Raw genomic sequence first — 12661 nt, 5'->3', positions numbered from 1 at the left:
TGTTATAATTCGATTTGTTTCTGTTAGCTTCGCATTTCAGAAATATAAAGTCGAACATTTTATCTCAGTATAGCGGCGGGGGTGGATATGGGAAAATACCCATCTCCACCCCCACACAGCAGAGTTAGCCTGATAATAAGTCGATCAGCGCTGTACGTCGCCGCGGATAAATCCTTCAACTGATTCGCGGGCGATGTTATCGCGACGCTGCTCAGGTGGCGATTTCATCAGGTAGGACGAGGCCGAAAGGATTGGCCCACCGACGCCGCGATCAAGCGCGATCTTTGCGGCGCGGATAGCGTCAATCACGATGCCTGCTGAGTTTGGCGAATCCCAAACTTCAAGCTTGTACTCCATCTGGATTGGTACTTCACCAAAGGTCGTGCCCTCAATGCGCACGAAAGCAAACTTGCGATCTTCGAGCCAAGGTACGTAATCAGATGGGCCAACGTGAATATCATGATCGTTCACTGGACCAGTCATATTGGAAGTGACGGCATTGGTCTTAGAAATCTTCTTCGACTCAAGACGGTTGCGCTGCAACATATTCTTGAAGTCCATATTTCCACCCACATTGAGCTGGTAAGTGCGATCAATCCGCACACCGCGCTCTTCCATGAGTCGCACGATATCGCGGTGCGAAATTGTTGCGCCATACTGCGACTTAATATCGTCACCCACGATCGGCACGCCCGCAGCCTCGAACTTTGCAGCCCACTCAGGGTTGGAAGCGATAAACACCGGCAAGCAGTTCACGAATGCCACACCGGCGTCGATAGCGCATTGCGCGTAGAAACGGTCGGCTTCTTCTGAACCCACTGGCAGGTAAGAAACGAGCACATCTACCTGGGCATCTTTGAGAGCTTGCACAACATCGACTTCGGGAGCGTCAGATTCTTCAATTGTGGCCCGGTAGTATTCGCCGAGACCATCAAGAGTCTTGCCGCGGCTTACGGTCACTCCCATATGTGGAACGTCAGTGAACTTGTAGGTGTTGTTTTCACTGGCCCAAATAGCTTCGGAAAGATCCTTGCCAACTTTTTGTGCGTCTACGTCGAACGCAGCCACGAATTCGACGTCGTTCACATGGTAGCCGCCAAAATTGACGTGCATAAGACCTGGGATCGTATCGGATGGGTCTGCATCGCGGTAGAAATGGACGCCTTGCACTAGGGAACTGGCGCAGTTTCCGACGCCAACAATACCTACGCGAATCTTGTTCATATATTCTCCTCGTTTAGCCATGGTCTGGCCGAGATCGGATGGACGTAAATGTCCTAACATTTCGATCTTTCCACGTTGAAGCAAAATTATCAATTGTCTTAACAAATTTAAATCGGCTCAGTTAATACAGGCTCGCCAAAATCGGTCTCCAAATAACCAGTTTTTAAGAAGAAACTGCGGGCACGCACGTCGGTAAAATCCACATTTTACCTGCTCATACGCCTAAAAGGAGCCAGTGCGAAAAGCCGTGCGCCAATAACGTCAGGCTCAACCAGTTAATACTGTGGCATCGGAAGTTCGCGATAAATTCCGCGTGCCATGCAAATCTGGATCAATTCAACACCCACGTATATTGCCACGGGCAACATCATAAGGAGGATTCCCGAGTAGAAAAACGCAAAAAGGCATGCTACCCACAACAGCACATCTAAGATTCCTCGATTGACGTGCCCCCAGTAAAAATTGTGTGCACCTTGAAACCCAAAGAGCAATCCCAGGACGACGGCGGTGCCACGAGTTTTCTTTTCAGCGTCGAAACGTAGTGGGCGCTGCGGCGTCGTAAAACTACTGTAACTGGATGGGGTCGGGGCGACGTTCGGCGACGGCGGCTGCACCTGTTTGCGTCCGAACTGTGAGGGGTGAGCTCGCCATGCGGACATAAAATCAGGATGCACCTTGCTGAAAGATTCTTTAGCGCACGCACTCATGCCCTGCGGGCTGTGTCGCGAAAAGAGCGAACCTGGCTCGTAGATGTTGACGTCAACGTCAGCACGTAGATCAAGCAGCGGATCAGGCGCTGCGCTAAATACAGAGTTGTCACGTTCAGACTTCTGAGTCTTATCCTCCATGGAGCTAACTGTACCGGAAAACTTTGGATTCCCTAATTTTGCTTTTGGCGGCTCTATTTAAGTCCGTAATGTGACGCGCAACGTTCCGAATTTTGATAATCGCATTGACTTTGGATGCTGAGAAACTTATTCTTGTTCAGAATCAACGTCAGGCGCACGCCCGCGCTGCCCACGATGAAACCTTGAGAGGTTGGCATAACAGCGATGATTGCTTTGACTAAGCCCGACTCCACTCAATGTAGTGGAGCGATACCAATTCCTCCGCGTATCCCTGATGAAAATCCACTCCTTGAGTTTCTCAACTCGGATAGGTTTTCCGTTTTTCCCGGCTTCTGCGATGTGCATGTGCACTTCCGAGAGCCGGGTTTTTCTTATAAAGAGACGGTGGTAACTGGCACGAGAGCTGCGGCGCGAGGTGGCTTCACCGCCGTCGGCACTATGCCAAATCTCGATCCGGTTCCAGATTCATTGAAAAATATTGCGTTGGCGCAAGAATATATCGACGACGCCGGCGCCCCCATTAACGTTTACCCTTATGGTTCGATTACTGTTGCCGAACGAGGAGAGCGTCTCGCTGATCTGCACAACATGGCACCTTATGCGCTCGCGTTTTCCGACGACGGCATGGGAATACAGTCGCGTGAACTGATGCGCGAAGCGATGTTGATAGCCAAAGAGCTGGGAAAAGTGATCGCAGCGCACTGTGAGGATGCCCAGCTTAAAGGCAATGGTTATATCAACGACGGCGATTACGCGCGCGCCCATAATCACGTAGGTATTCCGAAAGAAAGCGAATGGCGTGAGCTGGAACGAGACCTCGAACTTGCGAAAGACACCGGCGTCGCTTTCCACGCGTGCCATATTTCCTGTGCTGAAAGCGTAGAACTCATGCGGCAAGCTAAAGCTGATGGCATTGACGCAAGCTGCGAAACCGCACCGCATTACCTTGTTTTCGACGATTCGATGTTGCAAGAGGACGGGCGCTTTAAGATGAACCCGCCTTTGCGTTCGCCTCGAGATCGTCTTGCGCTACTTGAGGCAGTCGTCGATGGCACAGTGGATATGATCGCCACAGATCACGCACCACATTCGGCTGCAGAAAAATCCCGCGGACTGGCCGGATCCGCTTTTGGCGTGGTGGGCATCGAGACCTCTTTTCAAGCAATATATACGCACCTCGTGAGGCCTGAGGTGATAACAATGGAACGAGCAATGCAGCTCTACGTGCATAATCCGCGCAAACGTTTCGGTATTCCATTGGGTGAGGACTTCAGTGTATGGGACTTGGAGTACGTCCAAGCGCTCGACCCTAGTGAGTTCCTTTCGAAAGGGAGAGCGACTCCCTTTGCTGGAACAGAGTTATTTGGAAAATGCCTGCTCACAGTATGTGGTGGGGATATTGCATATCTAGATTCTGCCGCGATTAGTGCAGAGGAAGGTCAATGATGATTCCACCAGCGAAATCGACCATGATACAAACCCTGCTCACAGTGATGCGCAACCGCGAAATCGCCCGCAATATTTTTGAAATAAAGCTGCGTGGGGATATATCGGCCATCAAAAAACCAGGGCAGTTTGTAAATATAAAAGTTCCCGGATTTTCCACGCGGCGCCCACTGTCCGTGTGCGACGTAACTGCGCCTGAAAACAATGCCGCAATAGCAGAGGTAACTGACGCGCAACGCGGGCGCAGCGGCGTCGTCACACTCATATATAAAGTTCTCGGCGAGGGGACGCGAGCGTTATCGCAGATAGGAGAGGGTGAAAGACTCGATGTTCTCCTCGGGTTGGGAAATGGTTTTGACGTTTCCCGATCAGGAAGCGATCCAGTATTGATAGGCGGCGGCGTTGGAGTGCCGCCTTTATTTTTGCTCGCGCGCCGGCTGGTTGAGTGCGGCGTAACGCCAAGAGTTCTCCTCGGATTCAACACTGCCAGCGAGGTCTTTTATGAAAAAGAGTTCCGCGCTCTCGGGTGTGACGTGCGCGTATGCACTGTTGACGGAAGTGCCGGCGAAACAGGTCTCGTCACGACGGCGCTCACGCAGCTCGCTCAGGAGGAACCGATCAGTTACGTGTATGCGTGTGGGCCGCACCCGTTGCTTGAGGCTATTGCCGCACTGGACGTCGCACCTGGGGAGTTGAGTTTTGAGGAGCGAATGGCGTGCGGTTTCGGGGTGTGTATGGGGTGTTCATTTCGCGCTGCCGACGGCGGGTATCGGCGTCTGTGTGTGGAAGGTCCAGTTGTGCGAGTGGAAGAGATGGCATGGAACAGCGACTGCGAGTGAATTTATGCGGGATTGACCTGGTGAATCCGATAATTCCGGCCTCGGGAACTTTTGGTTTCGGCTATGAGTTTTCGCAGCTTTACGATCTGAATATTCTGGGCAGTTTTGCATTTAAGGGCACTACCGGGCAGGCGCGCTTTGGTAATCCCACGCCGCGGGTGGCCGAATGTGAAGCGGGCATGCTCAATGCGATTGGCCTGCAAAATCCTGGTGTGGCAGAAGTGAAGCGCGTGGAATTGCCTCGGATTAAAGAGTTCTTTGCTAAGCCGGTGATGGCAAATATCTCGGGATTCACGGTTGAGGAGTACCAACACGTTGCGAGCGAATTGGACGAGGAAGCGAATATTGGCTGGTTGGAGCTCAATATCAGTTGCCCCAATGTGCATGGTGGTGGCGTGAACTTCGGTAGCTATCCTGACTCGGCAGCGCAGGTTACGGCAGCAGTGCGTGAAGTGACCGGCAAGCCATTGGTGGTGAAGTTATCGCCTAATGTGACCGACGTCGTGGCCGTTGCGCGAGCGTGTGTGGAGGCCGGAGCCAACGCTCTGAGCGTTATAAATACGCTGATTGGGATGCGTTTTGACCTCAAGACTCGCGCGCCGATACTTGCCAACCAAGTGGGCGGATTTTCAGGCGCAGCTATATTCCCGCTTGCTTTGCGGATGGTTCACCAAGTGAGCAATGCAGTAAACGTTCCGGTTATTGGAATTGGCGGCGTGCATAGCGCCGAGCAGGTGATCGAAATGATGATTGCCGGAGCGACGGCGGTGCAGGTGGGTACTGCAAACCTCGTTGATCCTTTCGCGTGCCCGCGCATCATCTCGGAGTTACCAGCGGTGATGGATCGCTTGGGTATCGACACTTTAGAGCAACTTATCGGAGAAATAGCACAGAAAAGGAATGGAGAATGAGATGGCCAAAGATGTGATTGTGGCGTGTGATTTTGCGGGTCAAAGTGCTGTAGAGGAGTTTCTTGACTTATTTGAGCGCCAAGAAACAAAGCCCTTTGTGAAAATCGGGATGGAGTTGTTTTACGCTAGCGGACCGCAGATTGTGCGGCAAATAAGGGATCGTGGCCACCGGATATTCCTTGACCTCAAATTGCACGATATTCCCAATACTGTGCGGCGCACGATGGCGGTGCTCAGTGAATTAGGTGTTGATATGTGCAATGTACATGCAGCAGGAACGATTGAGATGATGAACGCGGCGCGCGAGGGGCTGGCGTGCGCTGAGGGCACGCGACCAATACTGATCGCCGTCACTCAACTCACCAGCACCGACGAAGTGCGTATGCGCGATGATCTGCTGATAAATGAACCATTGGAGCGAGTGGTTGCGGCATATGCTGCGAATGCGCGGGAAGCAGGGCTTGACGGCGTCGTTTGTTCCCCGCTGGAAGCGGCGGGCGTCCATGAAGCTTGCGGCGCAGAGTTTCTCACCGTTACCCCAGGTATTCGTTTTGCGGAAAATGACGACGCCGATCAGCGGCGCGTCATGACGCCGCGAGCTGCGCGGGAGGCGGGTTCGGATTACATCGTGGTTGGCCGTCCGATCACGCAGGCAAAGGATCCTGTTGCTGTTTATGAGCAGTGCTTACGTGACTTTTGTGGTGAAAAGTTACGTTAATGCAGGTGGATGCAGAGTTGAGAGATGAAAACGATTGGGAGCGTGGGATGGAGAAGCAAATGAACGATACGAGCAGTGAGATTATTACGAAAGACCTCCTTGATATTCAGGCGGTGTTTTTTCGCCCCGATGATCCGTTCACATGGGCAAGTGGAATCAAAAGTCCAGTGTATTGCGATAACAGACTGATTTTGACGGCGCCTGCGGTGCGCAACCGGGTAGAGGAGGCCTTTGCACGACTGGTGAAATCACAGTTCCCGGCCGTTGAATGTTTAATGGGCACAGCCACAGCTGGAATCGCTCATGCCGCAATAGTGGCAGACAAGCTGGGTTTACCGATGGGATACGTGCGTTCGGGAAGTAAAGATCATGGGCGGCAAAATCAGATAGAGGGACGCCTGGAGCCGGGCATGCGGGTCGTCGTTGTGGAAGATCTTATTTCTACAGGTGGATCGGTGCTGGATACGGTAAAAGCGCTGCGTGAGGCTGGTGCGCAGGTGCTCGGCGTCGTCAGTATTTTTACCTACGGAATGGAACGAGCAAAGCGAGCTTTTGCGGACGCCGGTGTGGAGGAAGTTTCGCTTGTGACCTTTGATGATATTGCGCGTGTAGCAGCGAAAACGGGGTATATCGACGTCGCAAGTGTGGCAAAGTTGCTGGCTTTCCGCGCGAATCCGAGTGACGAATCGTGGCAAAACGCGCAGCTAGACGAGGAGAATTGAGATGGCGGCGGAAAAGAACACGCTGACCGCGGCGGGGAATCCTGCGGGCGATGCCGCGGGGAAGCTCACGGCAAGATCCGCAGCAAAAGTAGCGCGCAGCCTCATTGATATTCTCGATTTGAATGTGGCGGAGATTGAGCAGCTTATCGCGCGCGCAGTAGACATTGCCGACAATCCTGAAAAATATTCGCGTGCATGTGCAGGAAAGAAGCTTGCCACACTGTTTTATGAGCCGTCCACTCGCACGCGGCTCAGCTTCGAGGCGGCAATGTACGAGCTAGGTGGCAGAGTGCTTGGTTTTTCTGAGGCGAGCAGCTCGTCGGTAGCTAAAGGTGAGAGTGTGGCGGATACAGCTCGGGTTATCTCGTGCTATGCCGATATTGTGGCAATGCGGCATCCGTTCGAGGGGGCGCCGCTGGTAGCGGCGTTGAATGCGAGCGTACCGGTGATTAATGCGGGCGACGGCGGGCATAATCACCCAACCCAGACACTCACTGATCTTTTGACGATTTATCGAGAAAAAGGGCGATTGAGCGGGCTGACCATTGGCTTTTGCGGGGATTTGAAGTATGGGCGTACGGTTCATTCCTTGGTGAGAGCTTTGGCGCGGCATGAGGGGATAAAGATGGTGTTCATTTCGCCCGCAGAACTGCGGATGCCGGACTATATTGGCGCCGATGTGCTCGGAAAATGCGGTGTTGAAGTGATGGAAACTGAGAGTTTAGACGAAGCGCTACCGTACCTTGACGTATTGTACATGACCCGTATTCAGCAAGAACGGTTCAAGGATCAAAACGAGTATATGCGCTTGAAGGACTCGTACATTTTGCGACGGGAGAAGCTCGTAAAAGCGAAGCTCGATATGTGTATTTTGCATCCGTTGCCGCGTGTGAATGAGATTGCGGTTGATGTAGACGACGATCCGCGAGCTTGTTATTTTGAGCAGGTTTTGAATGGCAAATACATACGTATGGCGCTCATTAATGAGCTTCTCAATGGGAGATGGGCGCAGGCTGGGGTGGAACCAGTGGCCGATATGGAATCGACATCGAACATGCACATTGAACAAGCGCCGGAAAAGTGCGGCAATACGCAGTGTATATCAGCAGCTGAACCGAGTATTACGCCACTTGTGCGGCCGGTGGCTGAGAAAAGTCAATACCGTTGCTTTTACTGTGAGAGTTTAGTGGAGACTGCGAAGAACTGAGTATATTGGGGGAGGTAGATAGGTGGGTGGTTTGGGGGCGGACAACCACCGCCCCCAACCCAACCTAAATTCACCCGATCTGTTCGAGTTGCTTACCAGCAGTTTCTTCAGCTTGGAGATAGATAAATCCACCTGCAACCAGCAAAACTGCGAAAATCACGAACGGTAAGAACACAACGTCAGGGGTTGGCTTTCCGCCACCGATGAGTGCACCAACGAAGTATGGGCCAACTACCTTTGCAATCGCGCCGATGCCGTATCCCAAACCAACACCGGTGGAGCGCACATCGTTGGGGAACTGCTCAGCACCAAAGGCGTTGAGGATACCGAATGCGCCGTCGCCAAAAGCCATAGCAATGACGATTCCGATAAAGAACACAATTCCAGCCGTATGCGTGGTGCTGGCAGTCTCAGCACCGCCACCGCTGAACATGCCCGATGCAACTTTCGCTGAAATAGCTGCAATAACGCAACCAACCGCGCCAATCAAACCCCAAATGAACATTGTGCGGCGGCGTCCAATCCGATCAGAAATCCAAGCCGAACCGAGACGTCCAAGCAGATCGGCGAGAGAAACACCCATGAACATGTACGCAACAGTGGAAACATCAAACTTGAAACTCTCGCCCAAAATACTCTGACCCCACGACTGAACGGTAAAGGCACCCAAAATAAAGCAGAATGAACCGAGTGAAATAATCACCAGCTGCTTTGGATACTTGCGCAGCACGAATCCATATGAAGCATTCTTGGTTGCTTTTTCAGCGGTATCAGAAGGCAAGGCGCCTACTTCACTCTCAGGAATGTTCATTGCCCAAGCGTATGCTTTACGTGCTTCGTCAATCTTGCCTTGAGCAATTAAGAACCGTGGCGATTCAGGAACGAGCGCCGCCCAAGCAATAAGTACTACCGGAACGCAGCCCAATGCGATAAGACCCTTCCAACCGAAAGGCTCGCCGAGCACCTTCGTAGCGAGCGAACCAAGGAAAATGCCAAGTGGAATGAACACGGAGGTCAAACCAGAAAGCAAGCCGCGCTGTTTCGCAGGTACGAACTCCTGCACGAAAGGAATCGACGTAATATTGAGGCCGCCAACGCCGATACATACACCGATGCGGTACAAGCTCAAAAGCTGCCATTGACCTGGCTGAATAGTGAGCGTGATAGCCGTGAAGAACACGAGCACGCCGATGCACCAGATGAAAGCCTTTTTCCGTCCAATCATATCGGCCAAGCGGCCCCACAAAATAGCGCCAAGCACGGTACCAATACCCGAAGCGGCACCGATGACTCCTGCCTCAAAACCGGTCAGTTGCCAGCCCGGCGTCGTCATCAAAAGATGAATAACGAATCCGATGAGGAAGAGATCAAAGAATTCGGAAATATTGCCCACAATCGTGAGCCCGATAAGTGATTTTTGGTTTCTCGTTAATGGCAGGGTATCTACCTGCTCCATTGCAGTGAGTGACATATTGTTTTTCCTAATTTTGGGTGTACTGCGCCCTCAGCGCTGACGGTGCAGTACACAGTTGAATGCTTGTGAATGTTCGCTATCGAATGATGTCAGTCGTTTGTGGAAGATCGAGTTCCATAGCTGAGATATGAGTGAGATCGCCGTGATGGGTGAGCGCAAAAGTGGAAACACGTTGCCCGTACTTCACGCCTGCGCGCACGTCGCCCTCAAGGAAGCCGTGAATGGTTCCTGCTACGAATGAATCACCAGCACCAGGACGGTCGATAACAGGCACAACCTTTACCTCGAACTGTTCCTCTCCACGAGCGTCAGAAAGGTATACGCCCTCTGTTGAATCCGTGGATACAACTGTAGGAACTTCCAAGAACTCCCGCGTCTTCTTACACACTTCAACGCCGCTCAAATCTGGCATTCCAAATACTGTTTGGGCGTCTTTACGCGACGCGAATACCAAGGTGGACATGCGTGCGATAGGTTCAAGTACCTCACGGGCTTGCTCCGCATCCCACAGCAAAGAGCGGTAATTAACGTCGAGCGCAATATCGATCCCACGCTCATGAGCCTGCTCGCAGAAAAACCGAACGATCTTCGCCGTATCTGGAGACAGAGCCGCGGTAATACCGGTAACAAATACGAGCCGCGTGTCGAGCATCGACTCCCAGTTGACGTCGTCAATCTGGATACTACGGAAAGGGGTGTGCAAGCGATCGTAAATAACCTTTGAAGGCATGGGGTAATCGCCAGGCTCCATGAAATACAAGGCCACGCGACCGTCGTCGACCCGCACCATATTGGACATATCCACGCCCACGGAGCGAAACTCTTGCAATACGCGAGTGGCGAGTTCACCGCGCGGCATCTTGGAGCACCACGACGTCGAACGGCCAAGCTGCGAAAGGAGACCCGCCACATTCGCTTCAGAGCAGGCGGCAGACATGCGCAAACTAACCGCATTCACCAAGCGCTCTCCACGTGGAACAGTGAGTCGGATCTGGCCCTCACCAATAGTCGTCAAGTCAAACATCACTTACTCACTCCTAACGATGCGTTGATGGTTCCATAGCGGTTGGAGTAGCGATCGAAGTTGGCTTCGATCTCAGCTTGAGGCAGTTCTTCTACCTGCCCAAGACCCATTGCGATAGCCACTGTTCTTGCCACGTCTTCGACCATAACAGCAGCTTGCAGGGCCTTGGTGATCGACGTACCCATGGTGAAAACTCCGTGCTGTTTGAGTAACACTGCAGGTGAGCGCCCTCCACATTCTAATATAGCTTTGGCAATATCGAGTCCACCGATAGGGGCGTATCGTGCACAGGGGATGGCTCCGCCAAATTCGTCGGCAATCGCGGTGAGGCAGCAGGGAATATCCTTGCCTACGGCCGCGAAAGCAGTTGCGTAGCGAGAGTGGGTATGGATGATTGAGCGCAATTCCGGGCGGGCTGCGTAGAGCGCAAGGTGGGAAGCGGTGTCCGACGACGGTCCCAAATCTCCCTCGATCACCTTTCCGTTTGCATCAACAACCACCATTTTTTCTGGCGTCATTTCCTCGTAGCGCACGCCAGAGGGCTTGATGACGATATATCCCGTCTGCGGGTCTAGTGCGGAAAGGTTGCCGCCGGTCCACGCTACGAGCCCGTGCCGTTGCAGCTCAAGGTTCCCTTCGCACACTTTTTGTTTGAGATCGTCCAGCATTCTTAACTCCTTTGTTGTTCACGTCGTGTACGAGATACTGAGTTGTGTGTATGTGCCGGAATTACGGAAATTCCGGCCTCTTGAAGCCATCCGCTCACCGTTTGGCGGGCATCGGCACAGATAGCGACCGAGTTTGGTGAATCGTCGTTCCACATTTCGAGCATGATCCTGCCGCTCCATTTTTGGCGGGCTAGCTCGGTAAATGCGGCGTGCCATTGGACGTTTCCGGTGCCGAATGGAACGCGGCGAGGTTCACCAGGGCGAGTATCTTTGACGTGGATTGCGAGCATTTTCCCGACGCCGGCGCGCAGTTCCGTGGTTTCGTCTCCTCCGTGTTCGGCAATGTTGCCAATGTCTGGGTAGGTCTGTAACCAGGGATTATTGAAGTGTTCTACGACTTCAACCGCGTCTGGAATCGAAGAAATATCGTGGCCGTCCACGTTCTCGATGCCTAGCATTACGCCTGCTTGTGCGGCATAGGGAAGAGCGGATTCTAGGCAGTCGAGGTATCTTTGCCGTGCGTCAGGATCGGGCGCTTCGTAGTAGGCAAAGTAGCCTGCTACTTGGCAAACGCTCACTCCGAGGTTGTGGCACAGATCAATACCTTTGCGGTAAACGTCAAGAGCTTGTGCCCTGATGAGGGGATCTGCGGAGCCTGGCATCACTTTGCGATGTAGAGACAGGCAGATCCCGCCAATCAAAGTGCCTTGATCGGCTGCAGCATTGCGCACTTCACGGCAGGTTTGTTCGCTCCAGTCGAGGCGGGCTGCACGCTGTGGTGTTTCGTCCACTGAGAGGTCGCAGAAGCTGAATCCAGCTTCGGTAACGTCGGCGAAGAAACGCGCCCAATCGCCGTCGGGCTTGACCGCACTGCCAATAGGACTGACCAATGCTTTCTCATAAATACCCAGGGTAACTGTGGAATTCATGGCCACACCTTGCGCATTGCTTCGTGCATTTGTGCGGTAGCGCTGCGCGGATCGGCAGCGCCCACGATGGAGCGTCCAGCGATTACGACGCCCACCGGCTTAGCTGCGAAAGTGTCGAGTTCATCGACTTTGATTCCGCCGGTCACGGACACGGTGAAGCCGAGTTCGTGAAGCGCGTCAATCTGCTCGAATTCCTTTTCGCCCCAGGTGAGCGTTCCTGCAGCTTCGAGGTCGCGTGAGCGTTTGACGATCACATGTTCGACGCCGATAGCTCGCCATTCCTTCGCCCGGTCAAGAGAGAAGTGTTCGGCGCTGAGCTCAACTTGCACTTCGCCGTCGTGCTCCTGTGCAACCTCTACCACCTGGCGAATTGTGGTCAATGACGCGCCCGCCACACAAGACACCCAGTTTGCACCGGCCGCGAAACAATCGCGGGCGATAATGGAACCGGCTTCGGCGATACGCACGTCCGCGAGGATAGTTTTATCGGGATAAACTGCGCGAATAGCACGCACTGCGCGCAAGCCTTCGTTGAGAATCAAGATCGTGCCACATTCGATCACCTCTGCGTCGCTTCCACCGCGGCTCAATGCGCTGAGCGCGTCTTCCAGCGTGCGGGTGTCGAGGGCGATTTGCAGGCGGGGAGTCATA

13 protein-coding genes are annotated in these 12661 nt (G+C 53.2%); 6 read left to right on the top strand and 7 right to left on the bottom strand.

The features are described 5' to 3' along the window. Positions 1–144: 144 nt before the first annotated feature. Both JOD55_RS00415 and JOD55_RS00410 read right to left on the bottom strand, forming a co-directional pair. Positions 145–1224, bottom strand: a complete 1080-nt coding sequence (locus tag JOD55_RS00415) for an inositol-3-phosphate synthase (protein WP_204397586.1) — start codon at positions 1222–1224, stop codon at positions 145–147. A 275-nt stretch (positions 1225–1499) separates the two neighbouring features. After that, on the bottom strand, positions 1500–2072 hold the full coding sequence (locus JOD55_RS00410; RefSeq protein ID WP_204397584.1) for a TM2 domain-containing protein: 573 nt from the start codon (positions 2070–2072) through the stop codon (positions 1500–1502). 204 nt (positions 2073–2276) lie between these two features. On the opposite strand from JOD55_RS00410, the gene JOD55_RS00405 reads away from it, so the two are divergent. Genes JOD55_RS00405 through pyrB form a run of 6 tightly spaced genes read left to right on the top strand, consistent with a single transcriptional unit; the run spans position 2277 to position 7915 of the window. Beyond that, complete coding sequence (locus JOD55_RS00405) at positions 2277–3518, top strand: dihydroorotase (RefSeq protein ID WP_204397582.1); 1242 nt, start codon at positions 2277–2279, stop codon at positions 3516–3518. Continuing rightward, positions 3515–4357, top strand: coding sequence for a dihydroorotate dehydrogenase electron transfer subunit (locus tag JOD55_RS00400; RefSeq protein WP_204397580.1), 843 nt, complete (start codon positions 3515–3517; stop codon positions 4355–4357). Before JOD55_RS00405 ends, JOD55_RS00400 begins: the two co-directional genes overlap by 4 nt. After that, entirely contained in the window at positions 4336–5268 is a 933-nt protein-coding gene (locus JOD55_RS00395; protein WP_204397578.1) for a dihydroorotate dehydrogenase, read from the top strand. The genes JOD55_RS00400 and JOD55_RS00395 overlap by 22 nt, the downstream gene beginning before the upstream one ends. Then, positions 5258–5986: an orotidine-5'-phosphate decarboxylase gene (pyrF, locus tag JOD55_RS00390; RefSeq protein WP_275587003.1), complete on the top strand. Its 729-nt coding sequence runs from the start codon at positions 5258–5260 to the stop codon at positions 5984–5986. The genes JOD55_RS00395 and pyrF overlap by 11 nt, the downstream gene beginning before the upstream one ends. Before the next feature lie 59 nt (positions 5987–6045). Continuing rightward, entirely contained in the window at positions 6046–6708 is a 663-nt protein-coding gene (pyrE, locus tag JOD55_RS00385; protein ID WP_204397571.1) for an orotate phosphoribosyltransferase, read from the top strand. 1 nt (position 6709) lies between these two features. Further along, positions 6710–7915, top strand: a complete 1206-nt coding sequence (gene pyrB, locus JOD55_RS00380) for an aspartate carbamoyltransferase (RefSeq protein ID WP_204397569.1) — start codon at positions 6710–6712, stop codon at positions 7913–7915. Between the two features lie 70 nt (positions 7916–7985). Here pyrB and JOD55_RS00375 read toward each other — a convergent pair whose 3' ends face one another. From JOD55_RS00375 to JOD55_RS00355, 5 genes are all read right to left on the bottom strand, one after another. Continuing rightward, positions 7986–9386 (bottom strand): MFS transporter, encoded by a 1401-nt coding sequence (locus JOD55_RS00375; protein ID WP_239538918.1) that lies wholly within the window; start codon positions 9384–9386, stop codon positions 7986–7988. Between the two features lie 79 nt (positions 9387–9465). Then, on the bottom strand, positions 9466–10413 hold the full coding sequence (locus tag JOD55_RS00370; RefSeq protein ID WP_239538917.1) for a sugar kinase: 948 nt from the start codon (positions 10411–10413) through the stop codon (positions 9466–9468). Continuing rightward, the gene (locus JOD55_RS00365; RefSeq protein ID WP_204397565.1) at positions 10413–11081 is read right to left on the bottom strand and encodes an L-ribulose-5-phosphate 4-epimerase; all 669 of its coding nucleotides are present in this window, start codon (positions 11079–11081) and stop codon (positions 10413–10415) included. The genes JOD55_RS00370 and JOD55_RS00365 overlap by 1 nt, the downstream gene beginning before the upstream one ends. 2 nt (positions 11082–11083) lie before the next feature. Then, positions 11084–12010: an L-ribulose-5-phosphate 3-epimerase gene (locus JOD55_RS00360; protein WP_204397563.1), complete on the bottom strand. Its 927-nt coding sequence runs from the start codon at positions 12008–12010 to the stop codon at positions 11084–11086. Further along, positions 12007–12660, bottom strand: coding sequence for an orotidine 5'-phosphate decarboxylase / HUMPS family protein (locus tag JOD55_RS00355; RefSeq protein ID WP_204397555.1), 654 nt, complete (start codon positions 12658–12660; stop codon positions 12007–12009). Before JOD55_RS00355 ends, JOD55_RS00360 begins: the two co-directional genes overlap by 4 nt. Between the last annotated feature and the right edge of the window lies 1 nt (position 12661).

Source organism: Arcanobacterium pluranimalium (genome assembly GCF_016907845.1).
GTDB classification, from domain to species: Bacteria; Actinomycetota; Actinomycetes; order Actinomycetales; family Actinomycetaceae; genus Arcanobacterium_A; species Arcanobacterium_A pluranimalium.
This window is presented reverse-complemented; position numbering and strand designations above follow the sequence as displayed.